This window comes from Providencia manganoxydans, from assembly GCF_016618195.1.
Lineage (GTDB): Bacteria > Pseudomonadota > Gammaproteobacteria > Enterobacterales > Enterobacteriaceae > Providencia > Providencia manganoxydans.
Genome location: NZ_CP067099.1, coordinates 1,908,669 through 1,927,238, shown reverse-complemented (window position 1 = coordinate 1,927,238; position 18,570 = coordinate 1,908,669). Strand labels below are relative to the sequence as shown.

Sequence of the window (18,570 nt, the reverse complement as noted above, 5' to 3'; positions counted from 1 at the left end):
GTCATTAACTCAACATTCCTTTCATTATCAATAGATGCTTTAAATTATAATGATAGTCTAAAATGTATACCTAATACCGCCTAGACCTACCCAGCCTAAACGTTGTTCAGTGAGCGAACTTTTTGCTGCATCGCCAACAAGGTAATAAGCGCCAATGCCGGTATAAAGGATCATATTTTCATTGACGTTATAATTTAAAATCGCGCCGCTATGAATATCTTTAAATCCACTACCTGCATCGTACTCATTAAAACGTGAGCGATTAGCTTGTTGTTTAGAAACACCAAAATAGGCTTGATTATATGCTTTATTTCCCCACACGGTAGCCAGCGTATATTCAACATCCCACTTATCATTTATTTGATAGTAGCCTATCCCACCTAACTCTACATTCACCGTTCGACCAATATCACGACCACCATATTTACGATCTGAGGTTGCCATATCAACAGATGCGTATAATTGGTAATCCTTTATGCTGTAATTAATTTCCGCACCGACGGTCATTGAACCATCAAGATCCCCCATTCCTTTGAGATCTTCATTTTTACTTCCCAAAATACCAATTTTTTCATCACGACCTGCGTCATAACCGATTCGGCTAGAAAAAGTCAGACTTTCTGTTATTCCTATTGCCCACTCAACCCCCTCTAAACCTATGCTGAATACACCATAATCATCAGAAATGTACCCATAATTCAAATCAATCAGCGGTGAAAACAAATATTTACTTGATCCTTCATAGGCTGGCATAAAAGAAGCTCCGCCACCTAATACCAAAACACTTTCTCCTGCCATAGAGCTACTAAGCGGCAATAGCCCTACAACAATCGTTGCTACCGTTTTCAATCTTTTCATTAATAAATCCTAGATTATTTTATTAATATATTTTTTTACGAATAAAAGTTCTAATTTCTTTTATTGGGTTAAGATCGCTTTTTATTCCACCCGTGATTTTTCCAGTGGTAATACACTGCTTCTCTCTTTTACAGGTATTAATTTCTTTCAATGAAAGCATTGATAGTGATGTTTTTGATGTATGTTCAATATTTTTCCCGACTAAAACCGACGCAATGGAAATAACCATCACAAAAATAGGGATCTCAATTAGTTTTAATTTCATTTTCTTTATTCCAATAACTGAGTAGGTGCTAAGATAATAATCTTATTCATATTTCTTACCTTAAAAATTGGTTAAACCAACCTTAAGGATTTATTAAAGACGCCATTAGTTTTGTCGGGTTAACCTCTATATAATTCGAGATGCCGCTAAGCAATAAGTTAGTGAGGCGCTGACAAGATGAAAAACTGTGTGACGGGCACGAATAGACATCGTTTCTATCCACAAATGAAAAGTACGACAAATTAAAACATGACGATTATAATCGTTAATAAATGACTACCTATTGATACCGCGCTCTAGGTCTATAGAGGTGATAAAATGAATATCTTATTAGTTGAAGATGATCTTCAACTAGGCAAAGCGCTATGCCGTGGTTTAGAGTTGGCTGGCTTTAACCCGCTATGGGTTCGATTACTTTCTGACGCAAAACATCAATTAAATACACGTAATTTCGACTTGATGTTATTAGATTTAGGCTTACCTGACGGTGATGGCAATGAAGCATTAATCGCCTGGAGAAATTCGGGCCAGTCAATTCCAATTATTATCCTAACCGCTCGTAATCAAATGGATAATTTGGTAACTAGCCTAGATTCCGGTGCGGATGATTTTTTAACTAAACCATTTGCAATGCCTGAGTTGATTTCTCGAGTCAAAGCAGTCAGCCGCCGTATGGCTGGGTTTTCCTCTGAAATTTGGCAACTGGATAACCTCCAACTAAACCCATTAAACCATCAAGTATCACTGAATGAACAATTACTATTACTTTCAGGTAAAGAATATCAATTATTATATGAATTGGTAAAAAATGCCGATAATGTGGTGCGTAAGGCCGATCTCGAACAACGCTTATTTGGGCTAGATGATAAAGTTGAAAGCAATTCTCTCGAAGTCCATATTCATAATTTACGCCGTAAAATAGGTAAAGACCGCATTATCACGATCCGCGGTATTGGTTATTTACTCAAAAAAGAAGCGCAACCAAGTGAAAGTTAAATCCTTTTTTATCTATACTTTTTTCTTACAGATAAGCTCTGTCGTTTTATTGTGGGCGCTATTTGTTGGCTGGCTACAATTTTTCTATCTACCGGATATTGACGATGACTTTAATCGCCAACAAAAAATAGTGACTCAGGGTTTTGCGGATACGCTAGGTGCGGTATCTAACAATCCTGAATATTTTGACCAAATCGCTACCTCATTACAAAAAATGTATACCGATGCGATGGAGAATGGATTAGAGGTATCTTATAAACCTTTCGTTGTCGTTCGCAATAGCAAAAGTGATGTCCTTTATCGTAATAGTGATGAGATTAATATTTCAGCTGAAACGACATTCGAACATTTAAAAAAACAATACCCTGAATGGCATTTCACTGTTGCATGGAATAATACACACACTATCCAAGTGATCTTAGGTGAATCCTATTTTGATCGCAAATCGATAATCGGCAGTCCGGCTGAAGGGACAGCCATTCCCTTATTATTTATTTTAGGTCTTATGCTGATTGCCATCATTGTTACAGCTTATTTTAGCTTACGGCCATTAAGGCAAGCGGCAACCATTATTTCCAGCCGTCAGCCCGGTAACCTAACGCCAATAGCAGTAAAAGAACAATACAAAGAAATTCGCCCTATTATTACAGCAATTAATAATTTAATGTCTCGTGTTGATTCTGCGAATCAACGTGAAAAACGCTTTATGGCTGATGCTGCCCATGAGTTAAGAACTCCGATTGCCGCGGTTATTGCTCAACTCCATTTGCTCATGCAAATACAAAATATAAAAGAAAAAGAAGAAATTATTAAAGATATGCAGGCGACATTAAATCACGCAGCATCATTGTCCCACCAGCTGATTGATTTAGCACGCTTAGAAGCTGAAGATTTTCCCTTAAACAAAGAGCTCATCGACTTACCCGCATTAATTTCCCATATCACCTCATTACATGTACCACATGCAATTAACCAGAACATTGATATTGAGTTACAAAGTCCCAATAGTGTTCTAATTACCACCGATAAACTAGCCTTAAGCACCATTTTTACTAATTTGCTAGAAAATGCGATTAAATATAGTGATAAAAAAGGTAAAATCAAAATAACCATTAAGGACTTAACCCCTTTTGGAGCCACGATCACAGTACAGGACAATGGACGAGGAATACCCGATGAAAGTCGCCAACTTATTTTCTCTCGTTTTTATCGAGTACCTGGAACAACCGAAATTGGTAGTGGACTTGGACTTTCAATCGTACAAAATTTAGCAACCAAAATTAATGCGGTGATCCGTGTAACCGACGGCTTAGAGAAAAAAGGTGTGGGTTTCATTATTGATTTACCTTAATGTTGATATACTTTATGTTTCTACGTTGATATACCTACACATTGGGTGATTAAAATTTAGATAATAAGTATTCACTGAAGGAAAACACATGTCACAAGCTCTGATTATTATTGACTTGATTGAAGAAATAGTCGGTAAAAATGGTTTATCAAATACCAGCTATCAACAAACTCAAGAACGTAATGTGATTGAAAAATCTAATCAAGCAGCTGCTTATGCCCGCGAGAACGATATTCCTATTATTTGGGTCAAAGTTGGCTTCGCGGATGATTATCATGATATCCCTGCTGGCTCGCCAATGTTTAATCGCGCAAAAGCATTGGGGGCATTAAAACTCAGTAGTGTAGGTTGTCAATGGGTCAACGAATTAGATGTCCAGTTACGTGATCTGATTATGATAAAAAAAGGTGTTAGTGCCTTTACAGGCAATAAATTAGATCATTGGTTAAAGGAAAATAATATTAACCACATCTTGTTTGGAGGAGTGAGTACATTAATGGCAATTCAGAGTAGCGCCCGCTTGGCTCATGACCTCGGTTATCAAGTAACTGTCATTGATGAACTTTGTGCCGCAGCAACCCTTGAATTACATCAACAAAGCTTACAAGCACTCCAAGGAATGGCCACAATATCTTCACTATCAGAATTTTTGCAAGGGAAGATTAAATAGCCTTCAAACTTTATATTCCTTTCTCAAAGCCAGTGAGTTAATACTTCTGGCTTTCCTACAATTGAGTTATCCATTTAAATCAAAAAACATTAACTATCTATCTCTATCTTAAACTGACCATGAATTTTGGTTTCCTTCGCAAATCAGTTCAAATCCCAACAGATAAAACTCTAAACTAGAGCAATAATTCTACAGATGCGCCATTTATTGATTCAATTAGTCATGTTTAACGATAACAGCGAGTATTAGCAATAGGTATTTTTTATTAATTTTGTGAAATAGTTATTGAATTACCTACTAATGGTCTATATTTTTAGCATTAATTCTAATCACCCTATTCAATCACTCTTTATTTGATGTAAGGGAGTAATTTATTATGCTTAATCTCAATCAGAACCAACTCAAAAATCTTGCCGAATCACAGTTAAAGGGCCATAGAACCATTATTTATCTAGTTGCCTTGCTATTGTTAGTCGGGGGCGTAGTTTGTATTACTAATCCCATCGTATCAGGTATCGCTTTTAGCTCGTTAATTGGTGTCATGTTATTAATCAGTGGCGTTGCCGTAATTTTGAATATTGTTTTCAACCGCCTGTATGCCAATGTTTCAGTATTTTTTAGCTTAATCGCAGGTATTGCCTATCTTATCTTAGGTTATGCGTTTATTACTGATCCACTACAGAGTTTGCTATTTCTTGCGGTATTTGTAGCTGTGTTATTTATTATCGGTGGGGTAATCCGTCTCTTTGTTGGTGCTAAGTTATTTAGCTCAGCGGCGGGGATGATGAATATATTGATCGGTATCTTAGACTTTATCATTGCCTACATGCTACTTAGCGGTAACGCTCAAACATCAATTACCCTATTAACATTATTTATCGGGATCGAGTTACTATTTAGCTCTTTTAACCTATTCTTGCTAGCGGGTGCACTCAAGAAAAACGCCAAATAATGTAGTCATTGACGAAGTGGGATAAAAACGAGTTTTTTCCCGCTCCGTGTGACCAGTCGAAAATCAATAAATTGATTTTCCTCGTTTATTTCAAGACCGCCGACAAACCGAATACGTTTGTCAGCGGCCTGAAAGAGTATATTGATGGCAAGTGGTATTTTAATCTCACCCACTTGCCATCAAATAATTTTTAAATATTAAAAAATTATTTAGCCACATGCTTGACTTTACACTTCTAAAAGTTAGAATGCTCTCAAGTGATCTAGATCACAATCTAACATTTGGAGCTTCCATGAATACCATCAAAGAATTTATTAGCAATGTTCAAGAAGTCATTGAATTACTTGCAAAACGTTTTATGTAAGACCACGTTTTCCTATTACCTCATCTTTAGCGTTTTTTGACTCAAATTAACTTCAGTTATGATGAGTATCTGCATTTTTTGCAATACAGCCTTAAATGACTTTAAGGCTGTTTTTTTATTCAAAAACGTCCTCAATCACTTTCACAACCACTGCGGTCCCTATCGCCATTAGCACCAAATCACGGCCACTCATACGCCATTCATAACCATCATAAACAGGTAGACGTGATTCAAAATGCCTTGGTAAACGTCGCTTAGCAATACCGGGTGGAAAAGGTCTTCCCACAATAACCTGTTTTGCAATCCCCGGAGGTAAACGTGAATAGCCTGTCATACCATAATCAACTGCTATTGGTCTTACTGAACCAAAATTTAAATTAATATTAAATCCCGGTGATACTGGTTGCTGAACAACGATAACTTCATTTGGGTAATATCTCTTTTCATGATGCTTTTTGCCGCGCTCATTGTGTTTATGGTTGTGTGAGTTCTCATAATAATTTTTCTGACGCCCATTTCCTTCACCATGATGACCTTTTGGATCAGCTTGTGCAGTATAAGGTAATAGCCCGCTACTCATCATTAGTAGAGCAGAAAGTAAATACTTGCTAATTGCTGTTTGTTTCATGATTACGTCTCCCGCGACTCATTGCGCTTAAATTAGTCGGGCTGACAACTTTCAACAATCGGAATTTATCCCATAATACGTAATTATAAGTAAATTTGGACTTGATAAGGCCACGCTATTTATAATATCCTGCCTGATGATATATCTATTTATTTATAACTTATATTTATCTATTTTTGCTTATTTTTAACTTTTATTTTTAACTACCTTAGTTTTTTTAACCATAAACAATGAAGTGTTATTAAATTTATGTTATTGTTTCTCAGTAGGTTATCGCATTAAACACTTAATACATCTACTCTAAATAATTCGAGGTGTAGCTAAACGCTAAATGATGATCGCTAGGAGCGCTAGAAAACTCAGCGATTTGTACATCTATTGACTGCTTCAACTTGAACTATGACGAGTCTATTTGATGTCAATTAGAAGGAGAAAACATGCAGCAGCAACTGCTAGACTGGGTACGCCAGTTCAATCAAGATTATGCCGATATTGCTTCACTTCTCATGGTGCTAGGTTTGATCATCGTCGTCGCGCTGATCTTGCATTTCATCTTACATAAAATCATTTTACCTCGCATAGAAAAGCAAGGTCAGAAAAAAGGCCAAGGTTGGCAACGCCAATTAACTCAATTTAGCTTATTTAACCGAATCGCCTTTGTTATTCAAGGTGTTGTGGTTAATATCCAAGCGGTATTGTGGTTGCATGCAGGCTCTACTCCTCAACAGATTTTAACTGTTGCTTCGCAAGCTTGGTGTATGCTTTTCGGTTTGCTAACTTTTTACTCTGTTCTCGATATATTGCATAGCGTATTACAACGTGCAGCGAAAACAGCTCACTTGCCATTACGTGGTATTTTTCAAAGTGTCAAACTGATTGCAACAGTACTGGTTGCGATTATGATCATTGCATTGCTGATTGGTAAATCCCCTCTGATTTTACTCAGCGGTTTAGGTGCAATGACCGCCGTCATGATGTTGGTGTTTAAGGACCCAATCATGGGGCTGGTTGCGGGGGTTCAACTGTCCGCCAACAATATGGTTAATATTGGTGATTGGCTAGAAATGCCGAAATATGGTGCAGATGGCGCGGTTGTTGATATCGGTTTAACTACCGTTAAAGTGCAGAACTGGGATAATACGGTTACAACCATACCTACCTACGCGTTAATTTCTGATTCGTTTAAAAACTGGAAAGGAATGACGGAATCAGGTGGTCGCCGTATTAAACGCAGTGTTCGTCTAGATACCACCAGTATCCATTTCCTTGGGCAAGAAGAGATCGCTTCTTTAGAAAAAGCCAATCTGCTTGAACCTTATATGGATAATAAAATCTCTGAGATCAGCGTATTCAACTCTGCTATCCCTGAAGATAAAGCGACGCCACTTAATCAACGCAGACTCACCAATATAGGGACATTCCGTGCCTATGTTGAAGCCTATATGAAGTCACATCCAAATATACATAAAGGAATGACGATTATGGTTAGGCAACTTGAGTCAGATTCCAATGGTTTACCGATTGAAATTTACGCCTTCACTAACACAACGGCATGGGTAGAATACGAACGGATCCAATCAGATATTTTTGACCATATCTTTTCGATATTGCCACAGTTTGATTTACGTGTTCATCAGTCACCAACAGGTACTGATATGCGGGCTATCGGTCAACAAGTTTCACTATCCGATACTCACCAGTAATTAGTTAGTTTAGCTTATATAATTACAACTTAAGTAGTATATCTACAGAGGGGGAAACCCCTCTTTTCCTGCCTTTAATGCCCTCCTCTATATATTTAATGATATAACGATAGATAATTTAAATGTGACTATTCAGTCTAATCACCCAAAAACTCTTTATAAATTAAAGCGATAATAATCAATAGTCTTTCATTTATCAGGGATATTGTTGATGTAGGTCATGTTACTTATTCGCGACTTTTTTTAACATGAAAAGTAAGAAAGTGATATCGATCTTTACATATAGGCAATGCCAATGCATAAAACTACTAAAAATACTCATTTAGGAGAGTTGAGCAGGCGCGAATTTATTCAAGCCTCCGCAACAGTTGCAACCGCAGCAGCGGTCGCGGGCTCAATCAGTCTCCCTTTTGCTGCTCAAGCAAAAACACCAGAAATCATGCCTGATGAAATCAGTGAGAAAATCAGTTATAGCGCCTGTTTAGTGAACTGTGGTAGTCGCTGCCCACTAAAAGTTCATGTAAAAGATGGCGTTATCAGCCGAATTTCCAACGAAACCATGTATGACGATTCTACTTTAGGCGAACATCAAATTCGTCCATGTTTGCGTGGTCGTTCAGTACGCTGGAAAACATACAATCCTGACAGATTAAAATATCCGATGGTACGTGTGGGTAAACGTGGCGAAGGTAAATTCAAAAAGATCAGTTGGGATGAAGCCACCACTATCATCGCCGAAAAACTCAAATATACGATAGATAAATACGGTAGCGATGCTATTTATTATCAATATGGTACAGGCTCAACAGGAGCTAACCTACACGGACGCGCCGCTTGTAAACGTCTGCTTAGCCTAACCGGTGGTTTTCTCGGTGACTACGGCACCTATTCCTATGCACAATTAATGGAAATCACCCCTTATGTGTACGGTAGTGTTGAAGAATCATTATTATCTGAAATTCAAAACTCTGATCTCGTGGTGATGTTTGGTCATAACCTTGCAGAAACGCGTATGTCAGGTGGTGGTCAATTTTATGAGACTTTAAATGCGCTCGATAAGAGTAAAGCAAAAGTGATCATTATTGACCCTCGTCGTACAGACAGTGTCACGACACTTGGTGCAGAGTGGATCCCTATTTATCCGGGAACTGACGCCGCATTAGTGGCTGCATTAGGTTATGTGATGATCCAAGAAGGCTTAACTGATGAAGCTTTCTTGAAAGATTACTGTGTTGGTTGGGATGAAAGCACGCTACCTGATTCCGCACCACGCAATGCCTCTTATAAAGATTATATTTTAGGTAATGGACCTGATGGCATAGCGAAAACGCCTGAATGGGCAAGTCAACTCACCGGTATTTCTGTATCACGCATTATTCAACTCGCTCGCGAAATTGGTAACTCCAATCATGCATGGATTTCACAAGGTTGGGGGCTACAGCGTACAGAAAATGGTGAGCAAGCGTGTCGTTCTATCATGATGCTCCCTATCATGTCCGGTAATATTGGTCGTCCTGGTACCAACACGGGTCTTTGGGGCAACAGTGTCGCTTACCCTGTTGCAGGTTTCGGCTTACCAAACCCCGTTAAGGCAACCTTACCTTCATTTATGTGGACAGAAGCGATTGTTCGCGGTAAAGAACTGACCGCTGAAAATGGGGGTATTAAAGGTGCCGATAAACTGAATAACGATATTAAGTTTATGTGGTGCTATTCCAGTAACGTCATTGGTAACCAGCACGCTGACTTGAATAAAACCCATGAAATCCTTTCTGATGAATCAAAATGTGAGTTTATTTTAGTCTGGGATAATCATAATACTCCATCAGCACAATACGCTGACCTATTATTACCAGACGTAACCCCGGTTGAAACTAACGACCTTATCAATAACTCTTATGCGAGTGGTGCTTATCACTATCTCGTGCGCTTACAAAATGCAATAGAGCCTCTGTGGGAAAACCGCCCTAACTATGATGTCTTAGCTGAAATCGCTGAAAAAATGGGAGTTAAAGATCAATTCACCGAAGGTCGTAGCTATGAAGAGTGGATTGAGTTTTGCTACAACAAAACGCGTGAAAAAATGCCGCATTTACCTGAGTTTAGCGAAACAGATGGCGGAGGCATTATTGATCGTCAATTTGCTGACACCTCAAAATATATTGCACTAAAAGATTTTCGTGATGACCCTGTGGCAAACCCACTCAAAACGCCATCAGGCAAAATCGAAATCTATTCAGAACAATTAGCTGAACGCGTAAAAAACTGGGAGCTACCAGAAGGACAGCGTATCCCTGCTATTCCTGAATACTGTGTCAACAAAGAAGGTGTTGAACAGCAACGTAGTCAGCAAAAATTCCCTCTGTTAATGACAGGTTTCCACGATAAAGGTCACGTTCACTCAAGTTATTTTAACGTTGAGATGCTACGAGAGGCGATCCCGCATCAGTTTTGGCTCAACCCAGTTGATGCCCAAGAGCGTGGTTTAAATAACGGTGATATTGCAGAAATTTTCAATGACCGTGGTCGTATTCAGATCCAAGTTAAAGTTACTGAGCGCGTATTACCGGGGGTGATCGCTGTGCCACAAGGCGCATGGCGTACATTAGACACAGCAGGATTAGATACAGGTGGCTGTATCAACACCCTCACCTCACAAGTTCCTTCCCCATTGGCAAAAGGAACACCACAACATACAAACCTTGTTGAAGTGAAACGCGCTTAAGGAGTTAATTTATGAAACAGTATGGCTTTTATTTTGACTCCACAAAATGTACTGGCTGTAAAACATGTCAGGTCAGTTGTAAGGATGAAAAAGATCTCGATTTAGGCCCTAAATTCCGCCGAGTTTATGAGTTTGGTGGGGGGAGTTGGCAAAAACAAGACGGTATTTGGCAGCAAAATGTGTATAGCTACTATTTATCGATCTCTTGTAACCATTGTTCAAATCCCACTTGCGTTGAAGGCTGCCCGACAGGCGCCATGCACAAACGCGCGGAAGATGGCCTTGTGGTGGTTGACCAATCTGTATGCGTAGGCTGTCGTTACTGTGAGTTACGCTGTCCATATGGTGCACCGCAGTACGATGAAAAGAAAAAATTGATGAGCAAATGTGATGGCTGTTATGAACGTGTAGCCAAAGGCATGAAACCCGTCTGTGTTGAATCATGCCCACAACGTGCATTAGATTTTGATGATATTAATGTGCTACGTGAATTGCATGGCACTGAGTGTGGTATTGCTCCAATGCCAGACCCGAGTATCACAAACCCTAATATTGTCATCAAGCCACATAAAGATGCGAAACCATCTGGCGATAAAAGTGGCGAACTGAAAAACCCTGCGGAGGTGTAAAATGCATGAACTACCACTCGTTTTTTTCACCGTGCTGGGTCAGTCCGCTGCGGGTTTATTTTTGCTGGCTTATCTAAGCAAAAAAATGGGTTCAATTGATGAAAAACAATTGAAAAATGCCAATATCCTAGCCTTCATTGTCGTTGTGATTGGTTTAGGTATTGGTGGCCTACACGTTGGGCAGCCATTGCGTTTCTTCAATATGCTGCTCGGTGTTGGTCGCTCACCAATGAGTAACGAAGCATTTTTGAGTGGTGTATTTGTTGGTTGTGCAGCAGCGACACTGTTCTTTACTCTATTTTATAAAAAGCCACTACTGCGTGAGCTAGCCAATATTGCTACCGTAGTAACTGGTGTGGCTTTTGTTTGGTCAATTCCACAAGTTTATAATATTGCTTCAATTGCTAATTGGAACACTGGTTACACAACACTTCAGATGTGGATGACGATGCTAGTTGGTGGCGGTGCTTTAGCAATTGCTATTGGTGCTCGTGGTTTGGGGATTGCTTCTTTCTTAATTGGTGCTGTGGTTATTTTCGCTAGCCGTGCGGGATATCAAGCATTTCTTTCTGAAAGTGGACCGGCCCTAAGTGCAGAACAAACTGGTTTTTGGGGATTCCAAGTCGTTGTTTTGGTTATTGCATTAGCAGGTTTTGTCGGCATGGCATTAAAACAACGTGCGCCAAAAGCCACTTTAGCCACTTGTGCCGCCGCAGTACTACTTGCTGAACTAGCAGGCCGTATTGCCTTCTATAATTTGTGGCAAATCACCATGTAACTCCTCTTTTAATTTCATGTTAAACCAAAGAGCCTGCTGTTGCAGGCTCTTTACTGTAGATACCCCATTGATTCACCTATTTACTCTTAAAAAGACGAATTGGGTTGTTGGAGAAATGCGATCTCCTCTTTGGTCGATAAACGTCCAACTATCTCATTACGATGTGGATAACGACCAAAACGATCAATAATTGCCTTATGCTGCATTTCATAATTCAAGGTATTATCATCCCCTAAACCGCGAAATAGCTCCACCGCTTGTTGATGAATAAAACTGGATTCGGAATGCATAAAAGGCATCAAAACAAATTTACGTTGTGACAACGACAATAAGTTATAATCAGGCTGTTTAATTGCTTCTTGAGCCAGTACTAATGCCATTTGGTCTTGAGCAAAAGCTTTAGGTGTATCACGCCAAATATTACGTGAGAACTGATCGAGTACAATAATTTCTGCCAATCGACCACGAATCGAAATTCGCCAATATGCCAACTCCCCTTTTGCAGCCCGATCCAAAACGCCAGCAAAGCGTTGTGTAATCACTGCATCAAATTTTGTGCTTTTTTCAAACCACTGTTTTGGTGTTGACTCCTCAAACCAAAATGTCAAAACGTTTTCCATGGTATTCATTGTTGTTAGATACCTAAGTTTGTTAGTGATAAGTTATTTTTTATCGTAAATAAAACCGTTAATCATTGTCATGAGCTATCTCTTAAAACAACAATAATTAGAGAAATATTTTGTATTTTTGCGAACCAGTTCCAAAATATTCGAGTATCGATGCACGCAAATTAATCAACAAGTGATCATTTATTCTTTAAACACTTCCATTATTAATTATAAACTGATTGATTATATTTGATGTTCAATAACCATTAATTAATGCTGCTATCTGTTGATTTGGTATTTAATGCCAATTTATAATGAATTTTCACGCCATTACATACATTTGATGAATCCAATGATAAGATTTATTCCGTAGCCATTAAGTGTATTCTTTACTCATCTTAATAAGGCTAGTTTGGTGTCACCAAATAACTGAATTTATCAACTGTCAATTCGTCCGATACTCTAACGAATTGAGAGCACAGCTCTCGGTAGCAAGTGAACAAATCGCTAGAAGCATAGAGAACGATGTAACTAGTACAAATGGGAACATAATCGATAACGCTGCAAGTTGACGTATTACGAGTATATTACCTACAGCTCAGTGTTTGACCTAATATTTGGCTTTATACTCTAAATAATTCGAGATGCAGGTAGGCGACAAGCGAAGATAGATGGGGAGCATAGATGAACTATGTGACTCGGCGAGCATAGCGCAATCAACAACCCGGCATCTTGAAGTATGACGAGTATATATGTGTTGAAGGAGCAGTTTGAATGGCAGGACATATGGTACTCATTGGGTGGGCATTGTGGGTTAGCCCTTGTGGCACTGATGCCTGTGATGCACTTCCCGTCACTGAGTCCATTTTTACAGAACAACAATGTATAACGCGTAAATCCTACCTTGAGTCTAAAAGACCCAACCTCTATTTTATGTGCGGTGAAGTCTATCGTGATAGTGAAGAGATAAAAAAAGACGATCATCACAGCGTTCCTGCACCTAATCCGCCATTACGCTCGCTCCCTGAGCGCAAATCACGTTAAACTCACTTTAGGGGCGTTGTTTTTACAACTTTAAAAGCCCCTAGAAGAAAGTAAAATCACCACTATTTCGACGACTTAGCAAATTTCAGCAATCTTATTTTCTGCATCAATGTAATCGCCTTTGCGTGCAATATATCTGAGTGTACCCGCTCGATGCGCCATAACTTGTACTTCCATCTTCATCGCCTCCATCACCCCAATCACTTCACCTTGTGATACCTGATTACCGTCAGCCACCAGCCAGTTAAATAACACTCCTGAAATAGGTGCATTAACCTCATGTTCCTGATGTTCATTATTGGCTGTGGTTGTCACGGGTTCAGAAGATGATAATGATAAACCGGCTAACAACTGTACTGGCAATCCTAACTCGCAACGTTTACCGTCGATTTCAATAAAGGTACGTGTCAACTCACTATTATTTTGTGGTAATTGACGTTTTGTCGGCGCAATATCAACGTTAAATTCTGTTTCAATCCAGCGAGTATGCACTTTGAATTGTTCACAGAAGTCAGCGTGTTGCATAACAGCACGATGGAATGGTAGTACCGAAGCGACACCTTCAATCTCGAATTCCGCCAACGCACGGCGAGCCCGTTGAATAGCCTGCTCACGACTATTACCTACAACAATCAGTTTTGCCATCAATGAGTCAAATGTACCCGGTATTACTGATCCTGAAACAACACCACTATCTAAGCGGACACCCGGCCCTGTAGGAGCATCAAAACGCAAAATTGTGCCCGGTGTCGGTAAGAAACCATTGCCTGCATCTTCCGCATTAATGCGGAACTCAAATGCATGCCCTCTCGGTTTTGGTGTTTCAGTCATGCTTAATGGCAGCCCTTGAGCAATTCGCAGTTGCTCAAGGACTAAATCAATACCTGCCGTTTCTTCTGTGACTGGATGCTCTACTTGCAAACGTGTATTGACCTCAAGAAATGATAATTTGCCATCTTGGCTTAATAAGAACTCTACCGTACCTGCGCCGACATAATTGGCTTTAGTACAGATATCCACGGAAGCTTTAATGATCTGCTGTTGCAGCTGTTCGGATAAAAATGGTGCGGGGGATTCTTCGACTAATTTTTGATTACGGCGCTGTAATGAACAATCACGCGTCCCCACAACAACTACATGACCATGTTGATCTGCAATAACTTGCGCTTCGATGTGGCGAGGGTTATGTAAAAACTGTTCAAGGAAACATTCACCACGACCAAACGCTGCGGTCGCTTCACGAACTGCTGAATGGTATAGCTCTTCCACTTCCTCCATTTGCCATGCCACTTTTAGGCCGCGGCCACCACCACCAAATGCGGCTTTGATTGCAATGGGTAAACCATTTTCATGAGCAAATTCGACGACTTCTTGTGCATTCTTAACCGGCTCTTTCGTTCCCGAAACGAGTGGTGCACCTACCTGCATGGCAAGTTGACGTGCCTTAACTTTATCGCCTAATACTTCGATCGTTTCTGGATTTGGCCCTATCCAAATTAACCCTGCTTTTTTAACCTCTCGGGCAAATTCAGCTCGCTCAGATAGAAATCCATAGCCTGGGTGGACCATTGTCGCACCTGATTTTTTGGCAATATTAATCAGCTTTTGCATATCCAAATAGCTATCTGCTGGTGTATTACCTGATAGTCCATAAGCTTCATCCGCCATTTGAACATGCAGTGCACTCATGTCCATGTCTGCATAAACCGCTACAGAACCAAAACCGATATCACGGCAGGCACGGATAATACGCACCGCTATTTCACCACGGTTCGCGATCAACACTTTATGTTGGGTATTGTTATTAATTATAGGCATAAGCGTCACGGCTCCCTTCGCTCTCTTTAAAAGCTCTAATTGGGTTAAACTGTATTTTGGCATTAACGGGTATTTGCCCCGCCAAATCTAAATGGTATTCACAAACCGCACCGATCACTGGGTAGCCGCCGGTTAAAGGATGATCATTTAAGAACAAAACAGGCTGACCATTTGCTGGGATCTGAATAGCACCAATACAGGTTCCTTCACTCGGTAATTCTTGATGTTTTTCTCGTTCAATCGCAGTGTCCCCCAGAAGCCTTAACCCGATACGGTTAGAATCCGCAGTGACTTGCCATAATTGTGAAGTTAATACTTGAATGGCTTGTGAAGTGAACCAATCCGTACGCGGCCCTAAAATAATATCAAGAGTCACCACATCATCTGCGGTTGGATAAGCCAAACTAGGTGTCTCATTTAACGCAAGCGCCGTTTGTAGCTGCACTGATTTCACTGCTAACGTTTGTCCATTAACCAATGGCGATGGACCAACCTGCGCTAATGTGTCAAATGAACGGCTACCTAATATAGGAGCAACGTCAATTCCGCCCCGTATAGCCAAATAACTACGCACTCCTGCGCTGGCTTTGCCAAGACGAATAGTGTCTCCTTGAGCTAAATGGATAGGCTGATACTGTGATGCGATGTACTTAATGTTATCAGCTGTCGTAATTTCAACCTCACAACTGGCACCTGTTACTGCCACCAGCAAAGATTTATTCGCTTGAGCCTTAAAGCCACCTTGCGTGATCTCTAATGCGGCTTCATCGATAGCATTACCCACTATACGGTTAGCGGCGCGTAAAGCGCTTTTATCCATAGCCCCCGATTCTGAAATCCCCAGTTCGGATTGCCCTTTACGTCCAAAATCTTGCAGTAATGTTTGTAATCCAGTAGCAATGATCGTCAGATCTTTCGCAGCCGTATTGCTATCAAATATCGGAGTGCGTGGCAAACTATGTGTCACCTTCGTTTTAGCCGCATCAACATAATTAACGCGATAGCCCGGTTTGAGTAACGCAGGCTCAGTGCGTTGCAAATCCCACACAGCCGTTTCAGTGATCCCAATCAACTGCCAACCACCTGGACTTGCTTGTGGGTAAACACTGCTAAACTCCCCCGCCAAAGCCACAGAGCCAGCAGGAATACGGATCCGTGGTGATGAGCGACGAGGGACATTTAGCTGCGCATGTTGCGAAACCATATAAGCAAAACCGGGGGCAAAACCACAAAAAGCCACCTGATATTCATTTTCTGTATGTCTTTCGATCACTTCTTTAACAGAAATTCCGAGGTATTGCGCAACATCGCCTAAATCTTCCCCATTATAATGAACGGGGATCGTGACTAATTGACCCAGCTTCAAATCCGCAGTAGCTACATCCAGTTGTGATATTTTGCTAACTAACGAATTTACCTCTGTTGTTAACGGATTAAAACGAACCAAGACAGTACGAGCAGCCGGTATAATTTCTTCAATTGCTAACTGTTGTGACATGTTACGCAATAAATCAGTCAAGGCCATTGTCTCTTCAAGACTTTGTAGCTCAATCATGAAAGTACTTAAATTGACAGGTAAAAATCGCATTAGCCCCTCCTAAACATGATAAGCTGCATCAGGCACATCCGTAATAAACATATGACCCGGTGCATGGCTAAGTGCAAATGGTACCCCTGATTTCATGACTGCGGCCTGTGGTGTCACACCGCAAGCCCAAAATACTGGTATCTCGCCGCTTTGAATACGTACAGGATCACCAAAATCGGGCGCCATAATATCCGTAATACCGAGTGCTTCTGGAGCACCAATATGTACCGGTGTCCCGTGGACAGAAGGGAAACGGCCAGTAATACTGACTGCATCAGCAACACGCTCAGCAGGAATAGGACGCATCGAGACCACGAGTTCCCCTTGTAAGCGGCCCGCAGGGCGACATAAACGATTGGTTTTATACATGGGCACATTGGTATTATCGCTAATATGGCGTACATCAATACCCGCTTCCATCATTGATGTTTCAAATGTAAAACTACAACCAATTAAAAAAGTCACTAAATCAGGGTGATCACGATAAATCTCTGTCGCATCAGTGATCTCAGTTTCTAGCTTTCCATTTCGCCAAACACGATAGCGTGGAATATCTGTACGTAAATCAGCACCTTCTGCTAAAACAGTCTGCCAACTCCCCGCTTCACAAACATCTAATACAGGACAACTCTTGGGGTTTCTTTGCGCATATAACAGAAAATCAAATGCCCAATCACGCGGTAAGGCAATCATATTCGCTTGTGTCATACCCGCGGCAAGACCCGCTGTTGGCTTATCAAAGCCTTGGCGGATCGCCTCTCGGGCTGATCTTGCTGCTGCAATCGCGTGTTCCGAGGCTTTAAACAGTGTTGTCATAACGCCCCTCCCGCAAAAGCAGAGATACTCACACCATTTTGTTGCAATAACTCACGCACTTGCTGTGCCATCGCCACCGCGCCTGGGCTATCGCCGTGAACACAAATAGAACCCGCTTCTATCGGGGTAAATTGACCTTCAATGGATATCACTCCACCTTCATTCACCAGTTGCAGCATGCGTTGCGCAACTTGCACAGGATCATGTAATACCGCTCCGGCTTCTTTGCGTGAAACTAACGTGCCATTGGCATGGTAAGCTCTATCCGCAAAAGCCTCTGCAACCACTGTCAAACCACGCTCTTTCGCCCATTCAATCAATGGTGAACCCGCTAAAGCGACTAATATTAATTTTTCATCAACAGCATTAATTGCATCAATCACCGCCATGGCTTGACGTTTATCATGGGCAATCGTGTTGTACAGTGCTCCATGCGGTTTCACATATTGCACTTTGCACCCTGCCGCTGAAGCTAGCCCTTTCAGCGCACCGATTTGATAAATCACATCTGCAATTAATTCATTTGCAGCGATATCCATATTGCGGCGACCAAAACCGACTAAATCGGGGTAGCCAACATGGGCACCCACTACCACGCCATTTTGCCTTGCCGCTTTTAATGTTTTTAAAATCCCTTCAGGTGATCCGGCATGAAAACCGCAAGCAATATTCGCACTGCTGACAATGTTCAACATCGCATCATCATTACCCATTTGCCACTGACCAAAGCTTTCTCCGAGGTCACTATTTAAATCGATTATTTTTTGCATCCGTTTC

17 protein-coding genes are annotated in these 18,570 nt (G+C 40.8%); 9 read left to right on the top strand and 8 right to left on the bottom strand.

What is annotated here, in order from left to right:
• Window positions 1-57: 57 nt before the first annotated feature.
• Both JI723_RS08505 and JI723_RS08500 read right to left on the bottom strand, forming a co-directional pair.
• On the bottom strand, window positions 58-858 hold the full coding sequence (locus JI723_RS08505; RefSeq protein WP_272579991.1) for a MipA/OmpV family protein: 801 nt from the start codon (window positions 856-858) through the stop codon (window positions 58-60).
• 22 nt (window positions 859-880) lie between these two features.
• The gene (locus JI723_RS08500) at window positions 881-1,123 is read right to left on the bottom strand and encodes a hypothetical protein (RefSeq protein WP_272579990.1); all 243 of its coding nucleotides are present in this window, start codon (window positions 1,121-1,123) and stop codon (window positions 881-883) included.
• A 318-nt stretch (window positions 1,124-1,441) separates the two neighbouring features.
• Here JI723_RS08500 and JI723_RS08495 point away from each other — a divergent pair, with 318 nt between their 5' ends.
• The 4 genes from JI723_RS08495 to JI723_RS08480 all read left to right on the top strand — a co-directional run bounded on the left by JI723_RS08495 (window position 1,442) and on the right by JI723_RS08480 (window position 5,092).
• Complete coding sequence (locus tag JI723_RS08495; RefSeq protein WP_070927867.1) at window positions 1,442-2,119, top strand: response regulator; 678 nt, start codon at window positions 1,442-1,444, stop codon at window positions 2,117-2,119.
• Window positions 2,109-3,470, top strand: a complete 1,362-nt coding sequence (locus JI723_RS08490; protein WP_272579989.1) for an ATP-binding protein — start codon at window positions 2,109-2,111, stop codon at window positions 3,468-3,470. The genes JI723_RS08495 and JI723_RS08490 overlap by 11 nt, the downstream gene beginning before the upstream one ends.
• Before the next feature lie 88 nt (window positions 3,471-3,558).
• Window positions 3,559-4,140, top strand: coding sequence for a cysteine hydrolase family protein (locus JI723_RS08485; protein WP_140178520.1), 582 nt, complete (start codon window positions 3,559-3,561; stop codon window positions 4,138-4,140).
• Window positions 4,141-4,516: 376 nt separating this feature from the next.
• Window positions 4,517-5,092, top strand: a complete 576-nt coding sequence (locus JI723_RS08480) for a DUF308 domain-containing protein (RefSeq protein WP_140178523.1) — start codon at window positions 4,517-4,519, stop codon at window positions 5,090-5,092.
• Between the two features lie 479 nt (window positions 5,093-5,571).
• Here the strand turns inward: JI723_RS08480 and JI723_RS08475 are convergent, their stop codons facing one another.
• The gene (locus tag JI723_RS08475) at window positions 5,572-6,084 is read right to left on the bottom strand and encodes an anti-virulence regulator CigR family protein (RefSeq protein WP_337979920.1); all 513 of its coding nucleotides are present in this window, start codon (window positions 6,082-6,084) and stop codon (window positions 5,572-5,574) included.
• A gap of 437 nt (window positions 6,085-6,521) precedes the next feature.
• Between JI723_RS08475 and JI723_RS08470 the strand changes: the two genes are divergently transcribed.
• The 4 genes from JI723_RS08470 (at window position 6,522) to JI723_RS08455 (ending at window position 11,919) form a co-directional block, all read left to right on the top strand.
• Complete coding sequence (locus JI723_RS08470; RefSeq protein ID WP_070927857.1) at window positions 6,522-7,787, top strand: mechanosensitive ion channel family protein; 1,266 nt, start codon at window positions 6,522-6,524, stop codon at window positions 7,785-7,787.
• 295 nt (window positions 7,788-8,082) lie between these two features.
• On the top strand, window positions 8,083-10,512 hold the full coding sequence (locus JI723_RS08465; protein ID WP_337979919.1) for a DMSO/selenate family reductase complex A subunit: 2,430 nt from the start codon (window positions 8,083-8,085) through the stop codon (window positions 10,510-10,512).
• 11 nt (window positions 10,513-10,523) lie between these two features.
• On the top strand, window positions 10,524-11,141 hold the full coding sequence (locus JI723_RS08460) for a DMSO/selenate family reductase complex B subunit (protein WP_008910766.1): 618 nt from the start codon (window positions 10,524-10,526) through the stop codon (window positions 11,139-11,141).
• Window position 11,142: 1 nt separating this feature from the next.
• Window positions 11,143-11,919, top strand: coding sequence for a dimethyl sulfoxide reductase anchor subunit family protein (locus JI723_RS08455; protein WP_140178537.1), 777 nt, complete (start codon window positions 11,143-11,145; stop codon window positions 11,917-11,919).
• Window positions 11,920-12,005: 86 nt separating this feature from the next.
• On the opposite strand, the gene JI723_RS08450 is transcribed toward JI723_RS08455, so the two are convergent.
• Window positions 12,006-12,548, bottom strand: coding sequence for a DUF924 family protein (locus JI723_RS08450; protein ID WP_070929291.1), 543 nt, complete (start codon window positions 12,546-12,548; stop codon window positions 12,006-12,008).
• A gap of 753 nt (window positions 12,549-13,301) precedes the next feature.
• Between JI723_RS08450 and JI723_RS08445 the strand changes: the two genes are divergently transcribed.
• On the top strand, window positions 13,302-13,571 hold the full coding sequence (locus tag JI723_RS08445; RefSeq protein WP_070929290.1) for a hypothetical protein: 270 nt from the start codon (window positions 13,302-13,304) through the stop codon (window positions 13,569-13,571).
• A 75-nt stretch (window positions 13,572-13,646) separates the two neighbouring features.
• Here the strand turns inward: JI723_RS08445 and JI723_RS08440 are convergent, their stop codons facing one another.
• From JI723_RS08440 to JI723_RS08425, 4 genes are read right to left on the bottom strand one after another with little or no spacing between them, the layout of a single operon-like run.
• Window positions 13,647-15,389: an acetyl/propionyl/methylcrotonyl-CoA carboxylase subunit alpha gene (locus JI723_RS08440; RefSeq protein ID WP_272579984.1), complete on the bottom strand. Its 1,743-nt coding sequence runs from the start codon at window positions 15,387-15,389 to the stop codon at window positions 13,647-13,649.
• Window positions 15,376-16,977: a 5-oxoprolinase subunit B/C family protein gene (locus JI723_RS08435; protein ID WP_337979918.1), complete on the bottom strand. Its 1,602-nt coding sequence runs from the start codon at window positions 16,975-16,977 to the stop codon at window positions 15,376-15,378. The genes JI723_RS08440 and JI723_RS08435 overlap by 14 nt, the downstream gene beginning before the upstream one ends.
• A gap of 9 nt (window positions 16,978-16,986) precedes the next feature.
• Entirely contained in the window at window positions 16,987-17,793 is an 807-nt protein-coding gene (locus tag JI723_RS08430) for a putative hydro-lyase (RefSeq protein ID WP_070929288.1), read from the bottom strand.
• Window positions 17,790-18,563 carry a LamB/YcsF family protein gene (locus JI723_RS08425; protein WP_272579982.1) on the bottom strand — a complete coding sequence of 258 codons (774 nt, stop codon included), beginning with the start codon at window positions 18,561-18,563 and terminating at the stop codon, window positions 17,790-17,792. The genes JI723_RS08430 and JI723_RS08425 overlap by 4 nt, the downstream gene beginning before the upstream one ends.
• Between the last annotated feature and the right edge of the window lie 7 nt (window positions 18,564-18,570).